The organism is Lutibacter sp. A80, from assembly GCF_022429645.1.
Taxonomy (GTDB): domain Bacteria; phylum Bacteroidota; class Bacteroidia; order Flavobacteriales; family Flavobacteriaceae; genus Lutibacter.
This window is the reverse complement of record NZ_CP092480.1, coordinates 54707-80739: the sequence shown is the minus strand read 5'-3', so window position 1 is coordinate 80739 and position 26033 is coordinate 54707. Positions and strand designations below refer to the sequence as shown.

General features: G+C 28.0%; 21 protein-coding genes. 20 read left to right on the top strand and 1 reads right to left on the bottom strand.

The annotated features are described in order from the left end of the window. The first annotated feature begins 115 nt into the window (after positions 1–115). The 7 genes from MHL31_RS00345 (at position 116) to ggt (ending at position 6097) form a co-directional block, all read left to right on the top strand. Positions 116–1054 (top strand): sugar phosphate isomerase/epimerase, encoded by a 939-nt coding sequence (locus MHL31_RS00345; protein ID WP_240227104.1) that lies wholly within the window; start codon positions 116–118, stop codon positions 1052–1054. 21 nt (positions 1055–1075) lie between these two features. Next, positions 1076–1507, top strand: coding sequence for a hypothetical protein (locus tag MHL31_RS00340; RefSeq protein WP_240227103.1), 432 nt, complete (start codon positions 1076–1078; stop codon positions 1505–1507). Between the two features lie 2 nt (positions 1508–1509). Next, positions 1510–1701 (top strand): hypothetical protein, encoded by a 192-nt coding sequence (locus tag MHL31_RS00335; protein WP_240227102.1) that lies wholly within the window; start codon positions 1510–1512, stop codon positions 1699–1701. A gap of 84 nt (positions 1702–1785) precedes the next feature. After that, the gene (locus MHL31_RS00330) at positions 1786–3297 is read left to right on the top strand and encodes a VWA domain-containing protein (RefSeq protein ID WP_240227101.1); all 1512 of its coding nucleotides are present in this window, start codon (positions 1786–1788) and stop codon (positions 3295–3297) included. A gap of 10 nt (positions 3298–3307) precedes the next feature. Next, on the top strand, positions 3308–3721 hold the full coding sequence (locus MHL31_RS00325; RefSeq protein WP_240227100.1) for a hypothetical protein: 414 nt from the start codon (positions 3308–3310) through the stop codon (positions 3719–3721). 88 nt (positions 3722–3809) lie between these two features. Further along, positions 3810–4403 (top strand): ACP phosphodiesterase, encoded by a 594-nt coding sequence (locus MHL31_RS00320; protein WP_240227099.1) that lies wholly within the window; start codon positions 3810–3812, stop codon positions 4401–4403. After that, on the top strand, positions 4400–6097 hold the full coding sequence (gene ggt, locus MHL31_RS00315) for a gamma-glutamyltransferase (protein ID WP_240227098.1): 1698 nt from the start codon (positions 4400–4402) through the stop codon (positions 6095–6097). The genes MHL31_RS00320 and ggt overlap by 4 nt, the downstream gene beginning before the upstream one ends. Here the strand turns inward: ggt and MHL31_RS00310 are convergent, their stop codons facing one another. Then, a complete protein-coding gene (locus tag MHL31_RS00310) occupies positions 6098–6940 on the bottom strand; it encodes a hypothetical protein (protein WP_240227097.1) in 843 nt (280 codons plus the stop codon). Between the two features lie 247 nt (positions 6941–7187). On the opposite strand from MHL31_RS00310, the gene MHL31_RS00305 reads away from it, so the two are divergent. The 13 genes from MHL31_RS00305 (at position 7188) to MHL31_RS00245 (ending at position 25972) form a co-directional block, all read left to right on the top strand. Beyond that, a complete protein-coding gene (locus tag MHL31_RS00305; protein ID WP_240227096.1) occupies positions 7188–8408 on the top strand; it encodes a metallophosphoesterase family protein in 1221 nt (406 codons plus the stop codon). Between the two features lie 5 nt (positions 8409–8413). Then, positions 8414–9496 (top strand): AI-2E family transporter, encoded by a 1083-nt coding sequence (locus MHL31_RS00300; protein WP_240227095.1) that lies wholly within the window; start codon positions 8414–8416, stop codon positions 9494–9496. 3 nt (positions 9497–9499) lie between these two features. Continuing rightward, entirely contained in the window at positions 9500–10042 is a 543-nt protein-coding gene (locus MHL31_RS00295; RefSeq protein ID WP_240227094.1) for a DUF1697 domain-containing protein, read from the top strand. 2 nt (positions 10043–10044) lie between these two features. Then, positions 10045–11220, top strand: a complete 1176-nt coding sequence (locus tag MHL31_RS00290; RefSeq protein ID WP_240227093.1) for a class I SAM-dependent methyltransferase — start codon at positions 10045–10047, stop codon at positions 11218–11220. Between the two features lie 363 nt (positions 11221–11583). Further along, positions 11584–11754 carry a hypothetical protein gene (locus MHL31_RS00285; RefSeq protein WP_240227092.1) on the top strand — a complete coding sequence of 57 codons (171 nt, stop codon included), beginning with the start codon at positions 11584–11586 and terminating at the stop codon, positions 11752–11754. A 137-nt stretch (positions 11755–11891) separates the two neighbouring features. Beyond that, positions 11892–12368 (top strand): hypothetical protein, encoded by a 477-nt coding sequence (locus MHL31_RS00280; protein WP_240227091.1) that lies wholly within the window; start codon positions 11892–11894, stop codon positions 12366–12368. 326 nt (positions 12369–12694) lie between these two features. Continuing rightward, positions 12695–13273 (top strand): RNA polymerase sigma factor, encoded by a 579-nt coding sequence (locus MHL31_RS00275; protein WP_240227090.1) that lies wholly within the window; start codon positions 12695–12697, stop codon positions 13271–13273. A 107-nt stretch (positions 13274–13380) separates the two neighbouring features. Then, the gene (locus tag MHL31_RS00270) at positions 13381–15939 is read left to right on the top strand and encodes a M14 family zinc carboxypeptidase (protein ID WP_240227089.1); all 2559 of its coding nucleotides are present in this window, start codon (positions 13381–13383) and stop codon (positions 15937–15939) included. Positions 15940–16083: 144 nt separating this feature from the next. Next, on the top strand, positions 16084–17304 hold the full coding sequence (locus MHL31_RS00265) for a FecR family protein (protein WP_240227088.1): 1221 nt from the start codon (positions 16084–16086) through the stop codon (positions 17302–17304). A gap of 46 nt (positions 17305–17350) precedes the next feature. Beyond that, entirely contained in the window at positions 17351–20785 is a 3435-nt protein-coding gene (locus MHL31_RS00260) for a SusC/RagA family TonB-linked outer membrane protein (RefSeq protein ID WP_240227087.1), read from the top strand. A 5-nt stretch (positions 20786–20790) separates the two neighbouring features. Beyond that, positions 20791–22305: a RagB/SusD family nutrient uptake outer membrane protein gene (locus tag MHL31_RS00255; protein WP_240227086.1), complete on the top strand. Its 1515-nt coding sequence runs from the start codon at positions 20791–20793 to the stop codon at positions 22303–22305. Positions 22306–22334: 29 nt separating this feature from the next. Then, a complete protein-coding gene (locus MHL31_RS00250) occupies positions 22335–23228 on the top strand; it encodes a LamG domain-containing protein (protein ID WP_240227085.1) in 894 nt (297 codons plus the stop codon). A 101-nt stretch (positions 23229–23329) separates the two neighbouring features. Further along, the gene (locus MHL31_RS00245; RefSeq protein WP_240227084.1) at positions 23330–25972 is read left to right on the top strand and encodes a C10 family peptidase; all 2643 of its coding nucleotides are present in this window, start codon (positions 23330–23332) and stop codon (positions 25970–25972) included. The last annotated feature ends 61 nt before the right edge of the window (positions 25973–26033 follow it).

Here is a 26033-nt window from a genome sequence, read left to right as displayed (position 1 = left end):
TATTTTTTTTTGTTTCAATTTAAATAAACACAAGTAATTCATTAAATTAGTGATTTAATTATCAATATTAATTTCTACAATGACAAAACTCTCATTACTAAACAGAAGAAATTTTATGACTAAAACTGCCTTGGCTAGTGGAGCTTTGTTAGTCCCTCTAAATTTAACTTCGAGTAATTTATTTTCACCGAAAGAAATATCAAACAACAACCTTGAACTACATGTTTTTTCTAAATGTTTACAGTTTTTAGATTATAAAGATTTATGTAAAGCCGTTAAAGGAATTGGTTTTGATGGTATTGACCTCACCGTAAGACCAAATGGACATGTACTTCCAGAAAATGTTCTAGAAGACCTTCCAAAGGCAACCGAGCAAATGAAATTATATGGTTTACTACCTAAAATGATAACTACAAAAGTAATTTCACCAAAAGATACTACTCAAATTTTGGTACTGGAAACCGCTAAAGAACAAGGTTATCAATTTTATCGGTCAGACTGGTTAAGATATAATCGTAGTTTTCCAATCACAGAAAATTTAGACAAGGCAAAAACAAAGCTTCATAATTTAGCCGAACTCAACCATAAAACCGGAATGAGTGGAGCATATCAAAATCATTCTGGACATTTTATAGGATCTTCAATTTGGGGATTACAACAAGTGTTATCCGGTATTTCACCAACAAATTTAGGCGTTCAATACGATATTGCACATGCATCAATTGAAGGCGGTAAAAATTGGGAAATTGGATTCGATTTAATTAAGTCGCATATAAATACTTTAGCAATTAAAGATTATAAATGGAAAAACATAAATGGAAAATGGAAACCTGTATTCTGCCCTTTAGGTGAAGGAATGATTGATTTTCATCATTATTTTTCCTTATTAAAGAAGCACTCTATTAATGTTCCCATTTCCTTACATGCAGAATATGATTTAGGAGGTGCAGAAAAAGGCAAAATCCCAACTATTAATAAACTAGAAGTGTTTAAAAGACTAAAAAAAGATGTTACTTATATTAGAAAAATTTGGAATGAAGTAAATGCACAATAAAATTGCTAAACACTTAAAACTATGACAAAGTTGAGTATTACAAGAAAATATGAATGGAATAATATGGCTAGAGATTATGGCATTTATATAGATGGTAAAAAAATAGGAACAATTGCCAATGGAGAAACTAAAGAATTTGAAATTACAGCCGGAACTCATAAAATTAATGGAAAAATAGATTGGTGTAAAAGCCCTATAAAAACTATTAATTTTCTTGAAAATAAATCTACTGTAATAGAAATAGCTGGGTTTAAATATGGAAGTATAATTATGCCTGTAGCTTTAGGCATTATGTCGTTTTTTTTCTTAATAAAATACATATTTAAAATTGAAGCTAATTCGTTTATACTTTTAGCAGGAATCGGGTTTCTATTTCCACTTTATTATATAACTATTGGTAGAAATAAGTACTTAACAATACACGAAAAAATTCCTAATAATTCTAGTAGTTAATTATGAAAATTCAAACTAAACAAATTATTAAATCTGGCTTATTAGCAGGGTTTATATATGCGCTACTTATGGCTGGATATGATTATTCAATTGGGCAAGATTTTAGACTCTTAAAGTTCACAATCAACTTTATATTTTTTGGTTTTTTTATAGGAATATTAGCTTTATATAATGCTAAAAAAACAAATAAATAACTTTTATCTACAACTAATGTAGCGTTTTATACCATTATATCGTATTAATAGTAAATAATCAAAACTAACTTTACTTTATTTATTATGAAACGCTTCTTAAAACTTACCTCTAAACCTAATCTATTATATTTATTTATACTTTTAATAAGTAATTTATTTATTTCTTGTGAAATTACAGATAACACATTAGATAGTACTAGTGAAAATTATTATGTAGATTATGGTGAAGCGTTTATTACCACCGGAGATCAATACAATGAGTATATTGAAAACCCATTTATAAATGTTTCTGAAAACCCAATTTCAACATTTTCAACAGACGCAGATGGTGCTGCTTATGCAAATATGCGTAGGTATTTACAACAAGATTTAGCATTACCTCCAAATGGAGCAATTAGAACTGAAGAATTAATTAATTATTTTCAATTAGATTATCCTTCAAACAGCACTTCCCATCCTATTACTTTAAACGGAGAAGTAAGCGAATGCCCTTGGAATACAGATAATAAACTAGTTAGAATTGGATTAAAAGGAAAACCTATTACTTCAGAAAACAAACCCGCTTCTAATTTTGTTTTTTTAATTGATGTATCGGGTTCAATGGCAAGTGAAGACAAATTAGATTTATTAAAAAATGGATTCAATTATTTTGTTGATGAATTAAACGAGAATGATAAAGTAGCAATTGTAACTTATGCCGGTTCTGCAGGCATAGTTTTAGAGGCTACTTCTGGAAACGAAAAACAAAAAATTAAAGATGCAATTAATAAATTAGGCGCTGGCGGAAGTACAGCTGGTGCAGAAGGCATAATTACAGCTTACGAAATTGCACAACAACAATTTATAGATAACGGAAATAATAGAATAGTTATTGGTACAGATGGCGATTTTAATGTAGGTGCATCTAGTCAGGAAGAACTTGTTACATTAATTGAAGAAAAACGAGAACTAGGTATTTTTATTACTGTTTTAGGTGTTGGGCGCGGAAATTTAAACGATGCTGCTTTAGAACAAATTGCCAATAATGGAAATGGAACTTATGAGTATATTGATACTATAGAACAATTAAAAAAAGTTTTTATTTACGATTATAATAAGTTTTATACCGTTGCCAAAGATGTTAAAATTCAAGTAGAATTTAGTCCATCCAATGTAGAATCTTATCGTTTAATAGGTTATGAAAACAGAGTTTTAGCAAATGAAGATTTTGAAAATGATGAAAAAGATGCAGGTGAGATTGGTGCAAACCAAAATGTAACAGCACTTTATGAAATTGTTCCAAAAAATAATGAGAACACACAAGCTACTCCAACATTTACAATAGATTTTAGGTATAAAAACCCAGATTCTGATGTTAGTATTCCAATAGAATTAGAAATATTTGACCAAGGAAAAACATTTAACCAAGCATCCGACTTTATGAAATTCACATCTAGTGTGGCTTCTTTTTCTATGTTACTTTCAAATTCGGAATACAAAGGAACTAGTAATTATGATACTATTTTAGAATGGTTGAATGCTACAAATTTAAACGATGAATACGGTTTTAAAGCTGAATTTAAAGAATTGGTTAAAACTGCTAAAAATTTAAATTAATATTTAAATAATGAAAAAACTATTAATTGTAATCTGCTTAATTAACACGTTAAGTTGCACAAAAAACAACAATGAAACAACCTCAATTTCAAAAGGTATTGTTGGAACCATAAAATATGGTAAAGGAGATTGTATGCCAATTATTGATGAAGCAAGCAGAACCTATACAAACTTTAATGGAACACTGTATTTTATCCTAAAATCTGATTTAGAAAACTTAGGTGATGGCGATTTTGAACAACTAAAATTAAATAGTTTAAATACAATAATTAAAAATGGAAAATTAAATTTTGAACTACCAAATGGCACTTATTTAATTATGCCTGAAGATATTTATCAATATTCAGATGAAAACACAATTAATATTGAAAATGGAGTTATTATAAAAAAAGATTTATTTTTTTGGAAATGCACTTCCTATTAAATACCAAACCTAAATTATAAAATAGAATATAAAACTTAAAAATCTGCTTTCAGCAGATTTTTTTGTATCATTGTTTTAAATTTAATTTATGAACTTTTTAGCACATTTATACCTTTCCAAAGACAATAAAAATATTTTAATTGGAAATTTTATTTCTGACGCTATAAAAGGCAAAGATTACCAAAAATATCCAAAAGAAATTCGAGCTGGAATACTATTACATAGAGAAATAGATACTTTTACAGATACGCATCCAATAGTTAAAAAAAGTATGCGCCGTTTAAACAAACGATACAGACATTATAATGGTGTAATAATTGATATTTTATACGATCATTATTTAGCAAAAAACTGGTCTAATTATTCAGAAATTCCTCTAGAACTCTACGCTGAAAACGTCTATTCCTTTTTAAATGAAAATATAGCTACTTTTCCAGAAGAACTTCAACATTTACTACCAAATATGATACAATATAACTGGTTAGTAAATTATGCAACTGTAGAAGGTATTGAGCGAGTTTTAAAAGGAATGAACAAACGTACCAAAGGCATTTCACAAATGGATTTGGCCATAGAAGACTTAAAGCTTAACTACTTAGAATTTGAAACTGATTTTACAGCTTATTTTAAAGAATTAATAAATTTTACAACTAAAAAAACAACCTATCTTTTAACACAATGAGAGCCTATATTTCAATAATAATTTTAAGTATTTTACTAATTCAATGCAAACCAAAACCACTAGAAAATACTTCAAAAAACACTGGTTTAATTGCAGATAGTGCAATGGTTGTTTCCGCACGTGAAGAAGCTTCAAAAATTGGGGTTGCAATCTTAAAAAAAGGAGGAAATGCTTTTGACGCTATGGTAGCAACAGAATTAGCCTTAGCTGTTTCATACCCTGTTGCAGGAAATATTGGCGGCGGCGGATTTCTGGTTTACAGGTTAAATAACGGTAAAACTGGTGCTCTAGATTATCGTGAAAAAGCTCCCTTATTAGCTTCAAAAGATATGTATTTAGATAAGAATGGCGATTTTATTAAAAACAAAAGTACTTTAGGTGCAATGGCAATTGGTATTCCTGGAACTATTGCTGGTATTTTTGAAGCTCATAAAAAATTTGGTACACTTCCTATTGAAACACTAATTCAACCCGCTATTAATTTGGCTAAAAAGGGAATTATTATCACCAAAAATCAAGCTCGTGGTTTAAATAATAACCGCACAAAATTTAAAACCGCTAATAATTACACCATTCACTTAGATACAATCTGGAAAACTGGAGACACTTTAAAATTTACTGAATTAGCAAACACCTTAGAACGTATTAAAATAAATGGTAAAGATGAATTTTACAAAGGAAAAACAGCAGAAAACATCGTAAATTACATTCAAGAATTAGGCGGAATTATTTCTATAAAAGATTTTGAAAATTACGAAGCCAAATGGCGTACTCCAATAACTTTTAACTATAAAAATTTTCAAATTACTTCTATGACACTTCCTTCTAGTGGAGGAATTTGCTTAGCACAAATACTAAAATCTATAGAACCCTTTAATTTAAATGAAATTAAACATAATTCTACAAAATACATTCAATTATTAACCGAAGCTGAACGACGTGCTTATGCAGATAGAGCACACTATTTGGGTGATCCAGACTTTGTTTCTGTTGCTATTGATAGCTTGTTAGATCCCGACTATATTAACCATAGAATGGAAAGTTTTTCTTGGGAAAAAGCTACAAAATCTTCTGAAATTTCTCACGGAAAATTAAATGGGTATGAAAGTGAAGAAACCACCCACTACTCTATTGTTGATAAATTTGGAAATGCTGTTGCAGTAACCACAACTTTAAATACAGCTTATGGATCAAAAGTATATGTGAAAAATGGCGGATTCTTTTTAAACAATGAAATGGATGATTTTAGCGCAAAACCAGGTACACCAAACACTTATGGTTTAATTGGTTCTGAAGCAAATTCAATTGCGCCCGAAAAACGTATGTTAAGTTCAATGACTCCTACTATTGTTTCAGAAAATGGTAAATTAAAAATGGTATTAGGTAGTCCTGGAGGTTCTACAATAATAACTTCGGTATTGCAAAACATTTTAAATGTTACAGAATTTAATATGGGAATGCAAGAAGCTGTTAATGCTTCTAGATTCCACCACCAATGGTTACCAGACACTATTAGAATGGAACCAAAAGGCTTTGATAGCAATACTAAAACAGAACTACAAAATTTAGGTTATAAACTCTTAGAAAAAGAATCTCTAATTATTGGCAAAGTAGATGCTATATTAGTACTTCCAAATGGAAAATTAGAAGGCGGTGAAGATCCTAGAGGAGATGACAAAGCGATAGGATACTAATTATGTATCCTTCAATTTTAACAACAACATAAGTGGTAAAATTCCATGTGGCAATCTATAAACTGTTTGATATAAATTTAGGTGTAATAATTCCCAAAAAAAATCAAATGAAAACCCTGCTACCAAACGTGCAAACGAGGTTAAAAATCCCCAAATAGCTAAATAAATTAATACATATTTTGCAATTTTAGGTACAAAAATTAAGATTGAACCAACAAAATCTAAAATTCCAACTAGCAACAAAAAATTACGAGCTCCTTGTTCTGAAAAACCTAGAATATCTATCACCATTCCTAAAAAAAGTCCTGGAACTGGATAATAACCAACTGCATATAAACCATGTGCTATAAAAACAGTAGCGATTAACACTTTTAAAATAAGAATTAAATTTCTTTGAATAAATTGTTTTTGATAAAAAACAAAAATAAGTGGAATGCTAAACTGAATACTATATTCAAAAAACTGTGCCAATTGATAAAACCTATCGCTCATTAGCAAATAAGCTAAAAGAATTAAGCCAATAGTTCCCGAAATAATAATATATTTTGCGATTTTTTTAATTTTAGAATAAAAAATAACTGCAAAAACTGATAGTAAATATATAATTCCAAAAACAAAAACACTTGTATCTATAAAAACATCTAATTTAGGCGAATTAGCATAACTTTTCCAATCAATACCAATTACAGATTCTATAAAAGGTTTCAACAAGCTTTCATTCCAAAAAAAAGTTCTAAAAGGTGCATCCCAAAAAATAAATTGCCAAGCCCTACCTAAGAAAACAAGAACTACTGAAATTTTCAATAGCTTAAAACTGATATTTAATTTTAAATCTTTTTCCATCTATACTTACAAAATTATCAAAATACCAATTATATTCTTTATAAATGATAAAAATATTTTATACTATTAATAAATAATAATACTTTTGAATAGTACGCTATTAAAAATCTATATTTAATAATAAGTTATCTTAAAATTATTTATACATTTCAGCCTTTATGTTTTAAAACTTATTTTAGTCTTAAATACAATCTAATACTGAAAAAAAACTCTAAGGAAGCTATTACTTTAATCTAAATTAAATTTTATGAAAAAATTAGTTTTACTCTTATTTTTAAGCACATTTATACTAAATGCTACAAATAACAAATATCGCTTAATTATTAGAAATAATCCTTCAACAACTGCAACTATAGGCTGGAACCAAGTTTCAGGAAACAACCCAATTGTTTATTATGGTGAAATCGATTTTGGTTCAAATTACACTAATTATAAAAATAAACAAACTGTTGATAGAGCTGTATATTTTAAAGGAATGCATAATAATTTTGTACGTTTAAAAAATCTAAAACCTAATACTGCCTATTATTTTATAATTAAAGACAGTGAAGGCTTAAGTGAACGCTTTTGGTTTAAAACAGCACCCAAAAACAACGAAAAAATTTCATTTATTGCTGGTGGAGATTCTAGAAACAATCAAATTCCAAGACAAAATGCTAATAAATTAGTTGCTAAATTAAAACCAACTGCGGTATTATTTGGAGGAGATATGACTTCTGGAGATACTGATAGCGAGTGGCAGACTTGGTTTGATGATTGGCAGTTGACTATAGCTTCAGATAATAGAATGTTTCCCATTATTGCAGCTAGAGGAAATCATGAACGAGATGATAGAAGTATCTACAATTTATTTGACACTCCTTCAGAAAAAATATATTACAGTATCCCATTTGGAAAAAATTTTGTTAGAATCTACACTTTAAACTCTGAAATAGCGATTCCTGGAAGCCAAACAAATTGGCTTAAAAACGAATTAAAAGCAAATGAAAACGATCTTTGGAAAATTGCACAATACCACAAACCAATGCGTCCGCATGTGTCTAGAAAAAAAGAAAGACATTTTCAATACCAACATTGGGCTGATTTATTTTACCAAAACAATGTACAATTAGTAGTTGAATGCGATTCGCATACTGTTAAATCTACATGGCCTATTAAACCTTCTACAGAAGCAGGAAGTGAAGAAGGTTTTATAAGAGATCCTAACGGAACTATTTATGTTGGCGAAGGATGCTGGGGCGCACCATTAAGAAAAAATGATGACAATAAAGAATGGACAAGAAATTCTGGTTCATTCAATCAATTTAAATGGATTTTTGTATCAAAAGATGCAATTACTGCTAGAACTATTAAAACCGACAATGCAGATGACGTTGAAGAATTAACAAATGAAAATCAATTTAATATTCCTGAAAATTTAGATATTTGGACTCCTTCAAATGGAGCTGTAATAGAAATTAAAAAATAAAAAAATTGACATCAAACACAATTACAAACGGAATACTAAAAGCAATTGCCATATTAGTTGGTATTACGCTTTTACTTTATTTTTTATATAAAGTACAATCAATTTTAGTTTATATCGCAATTTCAGCTGTTATTGCTTTAATTGCAAGTCCTATAATTTCCTTTTTAAAACAAAAATTAAAATTCCCAAACACCTTAGCTGTAATTTTTACAATGATATTTTTTATTGGAATTTTTACGGGATTAATTTCCATGTTTATTCCTTTAATTATTGAACAAGGTCAAAATTTATCATTACTAAACATAGAACAACTTCAAACAAATATTCAAAATTTAATAACTGAAATAAACGATTACTTTTTAGCGAAGGGTATAAATGTTTTAGATGAATTAAAACACGCTGATTTATTTAAAAATATTACAGCAATTCCTAATTTACTAAATTCTGTAATTGGCACACTTGGTAGTTTAAGTATCGGTTTATTTTCTGTTGTATTTATTACTTTCTTTTTAATGAAAGATACGCAGATTATGGAAAGTTCTATTTATGTTTTGGTAAGTGATAAAAGTGAAAGTAAACTTAAAAAATCATTGTCAACCATAAATCATTTACTATCCAGATATTTTATCGGATTGGTTTTTCAAATAAGTATACTATTTGTAATTTATACTATTGCCTTGCTTATATTTGGTATTGAAAATGCTATTGTAATTGCTTTTTTATGTGCTCTTTTAAATTTAATTCCGTACATAGGCCCTCTTGTTGGAGGTGTTTTAATGTTATTTTTATCTATGAGTAGTAATTTAGGAGAAGATTTTCAAACTGTAATTTTACCAACTACAATTTATGTAATGATTGGCTATGTAATTGCACAATTAATAGATAATTTTTTAAGTCAGCCCTTAATATTTTCTAACAGTGTAAAATCACATCCTTTAGAAATATTTTTAATAATTATGATTGCAGGAATATTATTTGGTGTTACAGGTATGATTGTAGCCATACCTACTTACACAGCAATTAAGGTGATTTTAAAAGCATTTTTATCAGATAATAAAATTGTGAAATCATTAACCAAAAATCTGTAATTTATGCATATTTATATTGCTCTTTTAAGAGGAATTAATGTCTCCGGAAAAAACAAAATTAAAATGATTGAGCTAAAACAGTTATTTTTAGATATAGGTTTTTCTGAAGTAAATACATACATCCAAAGTGGCAATGTAATTTTTTCTACCAACCAAACAAATACTTTAAAAATTGAACAACTTATAACTACTAAAATTAAAGAACAATTTAAGTATGCTGTAAAAGTTTTAATTTTAAAAAAAGATGAATTAGAAACTGCATTTAATACAAGTCCTTTTTTAAACAAAACAACATTTGATTTAAAAAAAACCTGTGCAACATTTTTAGATAAAATTCCAACAAATGAAGGTATTTTAAAAGTAAAAGAGCTTGCAGCAAAAAATGAAATAGTACTCTTTAAAAATAAAATAGCTTATTTATACTGTCCAAATGGACTTGGAAGTACTAAATTAACAAACAAGAACATAGAAACTAAATTAAAAATATCAGCAACATCTAGAAACTGGAATACGGTTACAAGACTGGTTGAATTAAGCAATAAATAATTTTGAATAACGAACTTTTAAATACAGAAATACAAGAATTTATTACAAATAATTTAAATTCTGATTTAACTAAATTAATTTTAAAAGGAAGTCCGTTTAAAAACATTTCTATACAAGAATTAGCTGAACAAATTGAAGCAAAAAAGCGTAGTCAAAAAAAACTACCTAGTTGGTTTTCAACTTCTAATATTTATTACCCTAATAAATTAAATATTGAACAAACATCATCTGAAATTACCGCAAATTATAAATCCAGTTTAATTGAAGGTTCCAGTTTAATTGATATTACAGGTGGTTTTGGAGTAGATTGTTATTCTTTTGCACAAAATATTAATTCAATTACGCATTGCGAACTAAACACTAAACTATCGCAAATAGTAACACACAATTACAAACAATTAAAAACAACTAATATAACAACTTTTGCTGGTGATGGAATAGATTTTTTAAATAATACAACCAACACTTTCGATTGGATTTATGCAGATCCATCCAGAAGAAATGACGCTAAAGAAAAAGTATTTTTGTTAAACGATTGTTTGCCAAATATTCCAGAAAATTTAGAGCTTTTATTTAAAAAAACCTCAAATATTCTACTTAAAGTTTCTCCCATACTAGATATTACAAGCGCTATAAACGAATTAAAATTTGTAAAAGAAATTCATATAATTGCCATAGAAAATGAAGTAAAAGAATTGCTATTTATTCTAAGCTACAACTACACACAAACAATTAATATTAAAACGATTAATTACAGTAAAAAAAGCAATCAACTTTTTAGCTTTAATTTAAATGAAGATGTACCTACTACATATTCTGAACCTAAAAAATTTATATATGAACCCAATGCTGCTATCTTAAAAGCTGGAGGTTTTCACCAAATCTCTTCACATTTAAAAATCGATAAATTACAGCAACACTCACATTTATACACTTCAGATAAGCTCATAGAATTTCCGGGTAGAAGTTTTGAAGTTAAACATTGTATTTCATATGATAAAAAACAATTAAAAAAATTAATTCCTTCAAAAAAAGCGAATATCACAACTCGAAATTTTCCTGAAACAGTAGCTCAAATTAGAAAAAAAACAGGTTTAAAAGACGGAGGAAATCAATATTTGTTTTTTACAACCGATTTAAATAACAAAAAAATAATTTTGATTTGTAATAAAACATAAAGCATTATTTAAAATTAAGGAAATTTTAAAAAAAGTTTAAAAAATTAATAAAAAGAACATATTAGATAGAAATAAATATATTATTTATAATATTTTGAACATCTTAATAATATCTCTACTTTTGCAATATAAATATAGTATCTAGGTTATATATTTTTACGGAGAGGGTATATTAACAACTATTTTTACTTAAAAATCTCCAAAATAAAAGTTTTAATTAACAAAACTTAAAACTATTTACACTTTAAAATTTAAAGGTAATCCCTTTAAATTAAAGGAAAATATGTTTTCATAGCATTATTTTTAAAAAATTTTAAAAATAAAGTCGGTTTTTTTTTGCCTATATGTAAAATTATACTATCTTTGAAGTATCTTACTAATTCATTAAAACCCTATATTAAAATGAAAAAAATAAAACTAGTTTTCGGATTGCTACTTGTAGCAGGTTTCTTTGCAGCAATTGCTTTAAGTAATACATCAACTGATAATCAAGCCATAAGAAAAGATAAAATAATAATTCCTAGACAAGGATAATTATTAAATAATATATTATTACAATATAACCAACAAAGCACAATGTTAACATTGTGCTTTGTTGGTTTCTTTATTTTTATTCTTCGTTTTTTTTATATAAATTTGGTTGAAACTCAATACAGATATACTACCCCTTAATGAAAAACAAAAAAAGAAGATCATTACTCCTTGGAAGTATTATTATTCTAATTATTATTTCCACTCCATATCTTTTGTATATTTATAGAGCAATCCCTGATGAATTAGAAACATATGATACAATTTTTGGTACATTAAAAGGAGGCTACTACATAAAAGTGCAATCTTTTGTATATACTTTTTTAGGAAAATTTGTTCCTTTCTTGTTATTAATTATTTGGTTTATCACAAATAAACATTGGTGGGTGCATTCACTTATTATACCAATTTCAGTTTATTTATTTCAACTTATAGCAGTTGTAAACGATAGTGAAGAATTTGTTGATGAAGTTGAGTTTATTTACACAGTTCCTATTGCTGTAATAATTATGACTATTTTATACTTCTTAAGAGGAAAAATGTCTATCTACATACAAGCAATTGATCTAAAAAAAGAAATGGAAGAAAACATGAAATTTCCAAAAAAGGAAAATTAACTTCACTGAAAAAACATATAGCACCACATAAAATTATACATTCCCTTTTGCTGTTTTTAACAAGTTATATAATATTAACAGATAACTATACTAGATTAGAATTATAATTTTAAATTCTTTGATTAATCTATTTGAAATAAATAAAAATTGCACTAAAATTTTATTTATATTTTAATAATCAATATCAATATGTTTTTTTTAATAAAAATTGTCTAACTTATACTCATTAAAACTTTACTTATTAAAATATTATTTTAATAAATTGTATGTTTGTGATTCCGAATACCAACACTTTATTAATAAAATTAAGAATAATTTTCATGTAAATGAAAGATCCTTTGAATTTTTCACAAAATAATTCAACCAATAATTCTCAAGAAAAACTATGGACTTCTTTTATTGCTGGAGATATGACATCTTTTCAAGCAATCTACAATTCCAATTATCAAATGTTATTTAATTTTGGTAGAAGGTATTTAAACCCTTCTGAAGTAGAAGATTGTATTCACGATACATTTCTAAATATCTTAAATTATAAAAATCACACTACCAAAGTAAAAAATGTAAAAGCTTACTTATTTAAAAGCTTTAGAAATCAAATTTTTAAGGTTAAAAAAAAGGCTAAATTAGAATTTAATTTAATTGATGGTACAATTCCATATGAAGAAGATGACCATAGCAAAGAGATAATACTAAAAGATTTAAAAAATCTTATTGAAAAATTAAGTCCTAGAGAGCGTGAAATTATCTATCTCAAATATTTTCAAAACTTTAATAATTTTGAAATCTCAGAAACGCTTGACATTAAATATCAAACTGTTAGAAACATACTTGCTGGAGCAATAAAAAAATTACGCACTTTAGGAAAAGATTATATTCATTTACTTTTTCTAATTTTAAATTAAAATCAGATTTTAACAAATTTCACATAGTACAAATATAAAATTAGGCCTCTATTTTATAACTACAACAAGTAAAATCAATTCAAAAACTTATCTAAGCACTTCTTTTTATGAAAAAAAAACTCTTTACATTCATTTTATTTATTCTAACACAATCAATTGTTTTTTCTCAAAATTATTATTTTAAAGAGTATGCTCCTTTCAATAAAAACATCCCAAGTCCTGAAGAATTTTTAGGATATGCAATTGGCGATTTCCATACAAGACATGACTTAGTTATTTCATATATGGAGAAATTAGCAGAACTATCAGATAAAGCTTCTTTAAAAGTTATTGGAAAAACAAATGAAAATAGAAAACTTGTTATTTTAACAATTACATCTTTAGAAAATCATAAAAATTTAACAAGTATTAAAGAGAAACATTTACAAGTTGTAGATGAAAATATAGATATAACTGATTTTACAGATTTACCTGTTTTTATAAATTTAGCATACAATGTCCACGGAAACGAACCTTCTGGAACTGAAGCCGCATTATTAGCGGCCTACACTTTAGTGGCTTCAGAAAATCCAAACGTAAAAAAATACTTAGACAATACTATTATATTTTTAGAACCTACTATTAATCCTGACGGAAGAGATCGTTTTACTAATTGGGTAAATTCATTTAAAGGCAATCCACTTATTGCAGATAAAAACGACATAGAACATAACGAAGGCTGGCCAAGAGGAAGGACAAATCATTATTTATTTGATGTAAATAGAGATTTATTACTAGCTGTACAACCAGAAAGCAATGCTCGTTTAAAATGGTTTCATGAATGGTATCCAAATGTGGTTACAGATTTTCATGAAATGAGTACAACTAGTACTTTTTTCTTTGAACCAAAACCTTTATCGGCTTCATTAAACCCTGTAACTCCTGATGAAAATTATACATCATTAACATTTGCTTTTGCCAAACAATTTAGTCAAGATTTAGATAAAATCGGCTCTCTGTATTTCACTAAAGAAAAATACGATGCTACTTACCCTGGGTACGGATCAACCTACGGAGATTTACAAGGATCTTTAGCTTTATTATTTGAACAAGCAGCTGCTAGAGGACATTTACAAGAAACTACTACAACTAACTTATCTTTTCCATTTACCATAAGAAACCAGTACGTTTCTACTTTTGCAACCATAAAAGCTGCAATAAAAAATAAAAATCTATTATATTCTTATCAGAATAATTTCTTCAAAAATGCGGTTAAACAAGCTTCTAACAATAAAATTAAGACTTATATTTTTGGAGATAATTACGATAAAAACAGAAATAAAGCCTTTGTAGATTTATTATTAAAGCATCAAATTAAGGTCTACCCAATTGATAAAACCTTAAAATTAAACAACAACACTTACAAAAAAGGCTATGCTTATACTGTACCAACAAAACAAAAAGAATATTTAATGGTACGTACCATATTTGAAACTTACAACAAATACCGAGATAGTGTTTTTTATGATGCTTCATCTTGGTCGGTTGCAAATTTTTATAATATGAAATACACCTCGTTAACAAAAGATATAGTTTCTAATAATGAAATTACAGCTGAATCTAACACTATTAAAACTGATAAGTGCTCTTTAAGTGAATACGCTTATTTAATTCCTTGGGATGATTATTATGCTCCTGCCCTTTTACACAAATTACAAGAAAAAAAAATTATTGTTAAAACTGCCGTAGAACCAATTACCACAATTGCAAATGGTGCTGAAGTTTCTTTTAGCAGAGGAACTTTACTAATACCTGTAAGCATTCAAAAAACCGATAAAGACACACTTTATTCAATAATAAACACCCTTAGTGAACAATACAAAATACAAGCATATTCAGTAAATACCGGTTATAGTTTAAAAGGAATTGATATTGGAAGTACAAATTTTGTTACACTTAAACAACCTAAAGTTATGATGCTTGTTGAAGGTGGCGTATCTGCATATGAAGCAGGTGAAGTTTGGCATTTATTTGAACAAAGAATGCAAATGCCAATTGTAAAAGTACCCGAACGTTTATTTTATAGAACAGATTTACATAGATATAATGTTATAATAATGGTCTCTGGAAGTTATAATTTACTATCTGAAAAAAATAAAGAAAAACTAAAAGATTGGGTAAGCTTAGGAAACACATTAATTACTACAAGAACTGCAAGCTCTTGGGCAATAAAAAATAAAATAGTTGATGAAAACTTATTAGATTGGGTAAAAGACACTACAAAATCTAGATTTAATTATGCCGATTCTAGAGCTGTTATTGGAAAACAAAGTATTGGTGGAGCTATTTTTAAAGTAGATTTAGATATTACACACCCTATTGCTTATGGCTATCACGATCTAAAAATACCAATGTATAAAAATAATAAAGTTTTTATTTCTCCTACAAAAAGTAGATTTTCAACAGTTGCTAAATACACAGAAAACCCACATATTGATGGTTATGTATCTCCAGAGAACATAGACAATTATATAAAAAAATCTGCAGCAATTATTGTAAGTAAAATTGGAAACGGAAGAGCTATACTATTTGCTGACAATCCTAATTTTAGGGGAGCTTGGTATGGCACCAATAAATTATTTATGAATGCTATATCTTTTGGTTCTTTAATAAAAACACCATATTAGAAGATTTTTTTCAAAAAAATACGCTCATAAGTAGTTATTTACCAGTAAATTATTTTTTTATTGAAAAAAAATCAATTTTTATCAATAATAATATAGTACAAAACAAAAAATTACACTCTTATTAATAACAACCTTACAGAAATTATGTCCAAAATAGAAAAACACAATATTAATGATTTATTAAATGATGATAAATTTATTATTTGGGTAACATCAAATTTTAAAACAAATAATCATTTTTGGATGAATTTTAAAAAAGAATTAAATGCACAAGACTTAGAAAAGTTTAACAATGCAGTTCTTATACTCACCAAATTAAAAACCTTAAATATAGACGATTCTAAATCTGTAAAACCCGAAGCATTTATTAAACAACAGTATATTAATTTATTAGAAGCTTCTAACAAACTAAAAACTTCTAAATTAAGAGTATTAAAACCAACTAGCTTTTTAAAATATGCAGCTGCTGTTGTTTTATTAATTTCAATAGCTACAATTTATTTTACTTCAAACAACAATACAACATCATTTGCTGAACATTTAACAAAAACCAACTACAATAATACCGACATTTTAATACAAACCTCAACTAATGAATACTTTAAAATAACTGAAGATACCAATAGTAAATGGTTATTAAAAAATGGTGTATTGGTAAATGTAAATTCAGAAATAATAAATTTTATTTCAACTGAAAATTTAATTTCTAAAAAAAATGATGATACATTTAAAATTATTGTTCCAAAAGGGAAAAAATATGCTCTAACACTAATTGATGGGACTAATATTGAATTAAATTCAAACAGTACTATTTCTTTTAATAATTCTACAATTTCAAAACAACGAAAAGTAGCCTTATTAGGTGAAGCATTTTTTGATGTAGCACATAATAAAAACCGTCCATTTATTGTACAATCTTCAGATTTAAAAATTGAAGTATTAGGAACAGAGTTTAATGTATCTAATTATGAAAATGATGGTTACACAAGTACTACTTTAATTAATGGATCTATTAATGTTTCTAATCCTCACGGAGAAAATCAAAAAATTAAACCTGGAACTCAAGCTAAATTATACCACAATCAAAATAAAATTATTGTTCAAAATGTAAATGTTCAAAATGAGGTTTCTTGGACTATGAATAGAATGATTTTTGAAAATGAAAAGTTAGAAAACATTGTAACAAAACTTGATAATTGGTATAACGTAAGTTTTATTTTAAAAGATGAAAAAATAAAACAATTTAGATTTACTGGAACTCTTAAAAAAGAAAATGAATTAATTCATTTTTTACAAATGCTTAAATATACTGAAGGCATTAGTTATAAAATTATTGAAAACAAGGTAGAATTGTTTTTCAATTAAAAATAAATAGAATTATCACAACTAATCATTTAAAAACAAAAAAAATATGAGTAAACATATTACAATAAGATTTTTCAAAAAACTCAACTTAAAAATATTTACTATTTTTATAAGCATTTTCTTTGCATCTTCTTTTGCCTTTGCTGGTACAACAGTAAAAACAGATAAAGAGCAAGCTCCCTTATTAACTATAAATAAAGAGTTAACTATTCAAGAACTTTTTGACCTAATTTCTAGTAAAACAGATTACGATTTCTTTTTTAACAGCAATATCGCTAGCTTAAATTCTAAAGTTCTTTTAAATGTTAAAAATGCACCAGTAACAGAAACACTTGATATAGCTTTTAAAAATTTAGACTTAGAATACGCTATTAAAGATAGTGATATAATTATAAGATCAAAGACCACAAAAACCAACATCCAAGAGAAAATTAGAATTAATGGTATTGTAAATGATGATAATGGAAACCCATTACCTGGAGTAAACATTATTATAAAAAATACAAATTTAGGTACATCTACAGATTTTGATGGAAAGTTTATAATAAATGCACTACCTAATGATGTACTTATATTTTCTTACTTAGGATTTCAAGAAGAGATTGTACCTATTAATAATAGAACTTCTATAGTTATTAATTTAAAAACTGACTCAAACCTACTTAATGAAGTAATAATTGCAGGTGTAGCATCAGGAACTTCAAGAAAAAAATTATCCGTTTCCGTTGCTAAAATTAAATCTGATGCTTTAGAAAAAGCGCCTCAATCTTCAGTTTCTTCTTCATTACAAGGTAAAATTGCAGGTGTTACAGTTACTTCGTTTAGTGGTTCTCCAGGAGCAAGTTCTGATATTGTTTTAAGAGGTTCAACTTCTATTAGAGGTGGTAACAACCCAATGATTTTAATTGACGGTGTTATAATGGGCGGATCTTTAGCTGATATAAATATTGATGATGTAGAATCTATAGAAGTAGTAAAAGGTGCTGCTGCAGCTTCATTATATGGTTCAAAAGCTGCCAATGGTGTTATAGTTGTAACTTCTAAAAGAGGTAAAGAAGCTAGTAATGGAAAAACATCAATAACAGTTAGAAATGAATTTGGTTTTCAACAAGTAGCAAACCTTTTAGATTTATCTACATCGCATCACTACCTTCTAGATCCAACTTGGTTAGACACTGATACATATACAAAATACCAATTTGTTAACTATCCAAGTGATTACGTTGCTGGATGGGATCCTAGAATTAATGGTAATAGAGTAGAAAAAGAAGATCATTACCAAGATTTACCTTATAGAGTAAATAATGATTTACAAGAAGAAATGTTTAATGATGGTCAATATATAACAAACTATATTGGTTTAGGTTATAAATTAGACGACACTAACTTATTTTTATCTTTTGAAAACAATGAGAGTCAAGGTGTAGTTGTAGAAACCGGTGGTTATAACAGACAAAGTTTAAGATTTAACGCCGACCATTCTATTTCTGAAAAATTAAAAATCTCTGTAAGTAATAATTATATCCGTACAGATAACGATTATATGGGTGGTGGTACCGCTGCCTTTTTTGAAGTGTTATCTACAGAACCTGATGTGAATTTATTTCAAAAAAACATAGACGGTCAAGAGTATAATTTTTATCCAAATCAATGGAATACACAGTTTGCAAATCCTCTATACGATTTATGGAAAAAAGAAAGTACTGCTGAAAAATCAAGATTGTTAAGTTCATCTGATATTAATTGGAAACTAAACGATGTTGTTAGCTTTAATGCATCTTACGCTTTTGAATTAGAGCATTTTAATAACAAAATATTATCTCCTCAAAACACTATTGATGCCGTACTTCCAAATTATTTAGACCCAAATGCAGATCCTTTAATTTTAAATTCAAGTAATCCATTTTTATTATCTTATACAGGTGGTGCATTAAGTAAAAAAAATTACAAAGCTTTTAATCAAACTTTTAGAGCTACTGTAGATTTCAAAAAAACTTGGGGAGAACTAGATTTTAATGGAAAATTAAGTTATTTAAGTGAAGATAATCACTTTGAAAGTACAACCACAAATGGTACTTCTTTTATATTAAGTGACTTTCCAACATTTAACAATTTTGACCCTGCAAATATTGATGCTAGCGACTATACTACAGATATTAGAGCAACCAACTATTTTGCAATTGGATCTTTTGTATATAAAGACAGATATATTTTAGATGGTTTATTTAGAGTTGATGGTTCATCTCTTTTTGGTGAAAACGAAAGATGGCAAAATTATTTTCGTTTATCTGGAGCATACCGTTTAACTAAAGATGTTGAAATTACCGGAGTTCAAGAATTAAAATTAAGGGCTGCTTATGGTACTTCTGGATTAAGACCAAGCTTTGGAGATAAAGATGAAACGTTTAGTTTAATTGATGGAGTAACTTCTAAAAACACTATTGGTAATAAAAACTTAAAACCTTCTCGTTCTGCTGAATTAGAAGTTGGTTTAGAATCTTCATTTTTAAATAGGTTTAGACTTGAAGCTACATATTCTAAAACAAAAGTTACCGACCAATATTTACTAGCTCCTTTAGCTTCACACTCTGGAGGTTTTAAATATCAAAATGTAAATGCTGGTGAGTTAGAAAGCAACACTTTTGAAGCAATGTTAAATGCTAAACTAATTTCAAAAAACGATTTAAATTGGAGTGCTGCATTAACATTCGACAAAACAAATCAAAAAATTACAAAACTAAACATTCCTGAATATACAACAGGTCCAAGAAATACATTTAGAATTAAAGAAGGTGAAACTTTTGGAACTATGTATGGTGTAAATTTTGTAAATACCTTAGAACAAATGCAACAACAATTACCTGATGGCGCTGCTATTAGCGATTATTCAGTAAATAGAGACGGTGTAGTTGTTAAAACTAGTGATATTGGTACTGTAAACGAAACACCTTTTGTAATCTTAGACGAAAATGGTGCAGAAGCTATTCAAAAAATTGGAGATATTAATCCTGATTTTAGACTAGGACTAAATACAACTCTTAACTACAAAGGCTTCTCAGCTTATATGTTATGGCAATGGAAACAAGGAGGAGATTTATACAACCACACTTCTCAATATTTAGTTCGTGATAACCGTCTAGGTATTATAGATCAAATACATGTTAAACCTGAAAATAAAAAAACAGTAGATTACTACCAAGCCTTATACGATGCTGATGCAATAAACGGTTTTTGGGTAGAAGATGCATCATACATTAAATTAAATGAAGCTTCTATTTATTATACACTTGATAAGAAAATAAAAGGTTTTCCAACTAAATATATAGAGCAAATTAAAATTGGTGTTATAGGCCGAAACTTAGTCACAATTACAGATTATTCTGGTTATGATCCTCAAACAGGTTCCGATGGTTTTCTTTTTGACGACTTTGGATACCCTAATTTTAGAAATTATTCATTTTCAGTAGAATTTAAATTTTAATAATTATGATAAAAAAAGCATATAAATATATTTTATTAATTATTTTAAGTATTACATATATAAATTGTAGCGATTTAGATGTAGAAAATTATAACAATCCTGATAGAGATATTGTATTATCAACTTCCGATGGTGTAAAAAGTTTAGCTTCTGGATTATTTAACACTTGGTTTATACAAGAACAACACAATTTTGGTTCACCTGGACCTGCAATGTGGGTAATGGCAGATTGGGGTACAGTTACCTTTGCTAATTATGCTACATTAGATATGAGCGAAGAACCTAGAATTTTTATAGATAATTCGCCATCGTATGCATACCATTCTATTATTCGTAATTATTGGCAACAAATGTATGCTGTTATAACAACTGCAAATGATGTACTGGTAGCTATTGACAATGGTGTTGAAATTGGCGATCAAGGTAGCGAAACTATGATGGTTAAAGGAATGGGCTATTTTATGCAAGGCTTAGGTAATGGCTACATAGGTTTGGTATATGATAAAGCATATCCTTCAGATGAAAATACCGATTATGCTACTTTAGGCGCAACAACTTACCAAGAATCAATAGAAATAGCAATAAGTCAATTAGAAAAAGCAATAGAAGTATTTGATAACAATCAATTCACTTTACCTATTGAATGGATAAATGGAAATACATTTTCTAACCTTGAAATGTCAAAATTAGCACATTCATTTATTGCTCGATTAATGGTTTATTCCGCTAGAAATATTGAACAAAATAATGCTATTGATTGGGCTAAAGTTTTAGAACATTCAGAAAAAGGTATTACCAGTGATTTTAATGTAGAAGGTGATGGAAATGCTTCTGATAGAAAATGGATGTCTTGGTATAAATATTACTTAGCTAGACCAACCTGGGGTAAAGTAGATATGCGAATAGTGAATATGCTAGATGAAACAATACCAGCAAATTGGCCAGAAGAAGGTATAAGCGCATTACCACATGAAGGTAAAATTATTTCTAACGATCAAAGAGTTTTAACAGATTTTCAATACGATGCTTCTAATAATAGACCAGAAAGAGGTTTGTGGAGATGGTCTACATATAGATATTCTCGTTTAGATGATTGGATAAATTTAAATTTCTTTGCTCCAGTTATAATGATGCGTAAAGCAGAAATAGATATGTTTAAAGCTGAAGCATTAGTACAACTTAACAGAATACCAGAAGCCATAAATATAATTAATGCTGGTACAAGAACAACAAGAGGTGGCTTACCTCCTCTATCTACAAGTGCAAGTATAGATGATGTTAAAAAAGCAATCACCTATGAAAGAACAATAGAATTACCACTTACAGGTATGGGTATCGAATATTTTGATATGCGTAGAAGTGGTCAATTACAAGATGGCTCATTATTGCATTTCCCAATACCTGCACAGCAACTAGAAGTACTAGTAGAACCATTTTACACTTTTGGAGGACTTGATCCACAATTTGGTGTTCCAAATGAAGATGTTTCAATTAACGGATGGTACAACCCTCAAAACTAACAATTACAAAACTTTAAAAATAAAACAACATGAAATTATTAAAACCTATATTCTTTTTATTGCTTATTGGAAGTCTAACAATTACTTCATGCGAAAGTGATCCACTACCTGTTTACCCTGGAAACATAATTCAAATTGATACTGTATTTGTTGAAGGTGTTAATTTAACATATCCTACTTTTTCGGGATCTAATACTTCAGATGACAGATTTTATGCTTTTAGTGGAGGAAATACTAATGATTTAAGCTCTATGTCTGGTGAAGATTGGACTTACGAAACTTGGATTAAAGTTGATTCTGATGCTTTAATTGGTGATAGAAATGCGGTTTCTGGTAAAGATGCAAATGGGGCTTGTATTATGGAACGTGGAAGAAATTTTGAATTGTATTTAATCGATGATGCAAATGCAGACTTTGCAATAAAATATAACCGTTTAGACTCAGATAATATAGCAGTTGGTACTATGCAATCTGATGAATCTAACATCAATTTAAAATTTAACGAATGGGCACACGTTGCAATCTCTAGATCTTCTAGCGACAATACTGCAAAATTCTATATTAACGGTGTTTTAATAGACTCTAGTGAAGATGATTTATGGATACAACCTGTAAACGATACTTGGTTAGATTTTAATTATATGTATAGAAGTGGAAATATGAATTTCTACAAAGGTTCTTTTGACAATATTAGAGTTTCTTATGTTGATAGATACCCAAGCTCTTTTACCCCTGATCAATTTGAAAGATTTGTTGTGGATAGCAATACATTATTACAAATGGATTTAGATGAAAATTTAACTCCTTTTGATCCTGTTAATTCTTTTGATAAAGTAGAAATTAAAGGTGTTTACGGTTACTACATACAAGTAGTAAATACCGTATTTTGGACAAGTGAAGATTACACCATACCATCAAATTAATTAGATTACAAAATATTATTTGGATTAATAGTTATAGTAAAATAGAGAGTTAGTTACTGTTTTATTTACAGTAACTAACTCAAAAAATAAATTTACCTATTATGAAAAAAATATTTCTAAAAACAATATTCATATATCTTTTTACACTTAGTAATACTATCTTTTCTCAAGGAAATAAACCTGATATTCAAAATACTAACTCTAAAACAAGCAATACCGTATCCCCTATTTTAACCGATGTTTGGGGCAGTGTTAATTGCAAAGACAACGAAGGAAATACCATATATCCTTCTAATTACTACACTCCTAGTCACGCATCTCCTGGCTGTGTTGCAATCTCAATGTCACAAATTTTATACTATTACAAATGGCCTATTAAAGGTGTTGGTAGTAATGTTTATAACGATAATTATAATGGCACATTAATTCGTCACCAAGCTTTTTTTGATAATGTTACCTATGACTGGGATAATATGTTAGACGAGTATATGAACAAAGCTTCTACAAAAACTCAACAAAAAGCTATTGGAGAGCTTATGTATCATACAGGTGTAGCCTTACAAATGGATTATGAGCCTAGTGGTTCTACATCAAACATTAACAAAACTCCTTTTGTTTACCAAAACCACTTTAGATACACCAGCAATTATCAAGATATTACGTGGGAATTCTTTTGGCAACGTTTAAATGAAAATATCTTAGCGGGTATTCCAGTGCCAATTGCTGTTAGTGCAAGTAGAACAGGAGATGGGCATGTTTTTATAGCTGATGGCTATAAAGAAGTTGACGGCGTACCTTATTACCATTTAAATTGGGGATGGCATAACGATAATAACATAAATGGTTGGTATAATATACAGGGTTGGACAAGTACTTCTCCAGGTTATAATACAATTACAGGAGCTGCTTTTGACATTTTACCAAACCCTCAAATTACCACTATAGAAAGTACGGGAACCAACAATAGTTTTACTATAAATTGGGAAGTAAGTGATAAAATTACTTGTGATGAATTTACACTTGAACAAAAAATAGATGAAGGTGACTGGGAAGAAGTTTCCACTGGAATTACTTCAAAAAATTACACAATTACAAATCCAACAGGTCAAGTTTATCAATTTAGAGTAAAAGCAAAAATTAATGGTTCGTATTATGAAAACTCTTGGTCTGAAGTTGAAGTACACGCAATAAACACATACAATGGATATGCATATTTTGGAGGTGAACAATATGCTTATGCACGTCAAACTCCAGATAACGATCTAGATTTTACTGAAGATTATACGTTTGAAACTTGGATACGTTTAAAAGACTCTAACACAAATGGAAATATAATTTTAGACCAACAAGATGTATTTAGTTTAGAAATTACAAATATTACTGCATCAAATTATGCTATTAAATTTAGTTCATACACAACAAATACCAGTTTAATTTCTAATGAAGATTTAACAATAAATGAATGGACGCATATTGCGGTTACACACGCGCAAAACCAAACAAAATTATATGTAAATGGAATACTTCAAAATGAAGATACAGGAACCAATTTTAACCTTACAAGTTCTAACAATGCATTAAATATTGGCGAAAAATATGTAGTTGGTTATTCTAATTTTATAAAAGCAGATTTAGATCAATTAAGAATTTCTTCTTCTAAACGATACGCAACTAACTTTACCCCAAATAGAGCTTTAATTTATGAAATAGATTCAAACACTATTGCCTATTTCCCCTTTCAAAATGTTCATAATGTTAGATTAAAAGATGAAGCTTCTAATTTAAGTGTAATTGTTAAAAACGATACTAATTACGTTGAATGGAAATTTGAGGCAACAATTGATAACCAATTAGATGACGATAATGATGGAATTAATAATGATATTGATTTATGTCCAAATACTCCAATTGACGAAGAAGTAGATGCTAATGGTTGTTCCAATAGCCAATTAGACGATGATAACGATGGTGTTTTTAATGATAACGATTTATGTCCAAACACAACTTCTGGAACAAATGTAAACTCTAATGGTTGCTTTACACTTCCAACTAATAATTTTAAAATTGAAACTGTTGGAGAAACTTGTCCTAATAAAAATAATGGACAACTTATAATTACCGCTCAAGAAACACAAAATTATAGCACTACAATAAAAGGAAGTAATTATAATTTTACAACTAATAAAACCATTGAAAATTTAGCACCAGGAACCTATGATTTTTGCATATCAATTGAAGCTGAAAATTACGAACAATGTTTTTCAATAAATATTAATGAAGGAACTACTATAAGTGCAAAAACTAGTTTACAATCAAAAAAATTGTTTATTGATATTGCCAAAGGAACTGCACCTTATACAATCTCAGTTAATGGACAAGATACATTTAAAACATCTAATCCTAACTTTTCTTTAGACATAAAAAATGGTGACCTTGTACAAGTAAAAACAAGTATTGAATGTGAAAGTACATTTTCTAAAACCATAAACTTACCAGAAACTATTACTATTTACCCAAATCCTGTAAAAAATTCAATTATAAATACAATTACAGTCAATTCAAATCAAAAAGGGCAAATTATTATCTATAACCAAATTGGGCAAATTGCATCTGTAAAAAATGTGTCTTTAAATAATGGGATAAATAACTTAAATATTGATGTTTCTAATTTAAAAACAGGACTATATATCTTTACCTTTAAAACAACAGAAAACACATATAGCACTAAATTTATTAAGGAATAAAAAAGTAATTTATATAAAAAACACCTAATTTGTAATAATTAGGTGTTTTTTATACATTAAA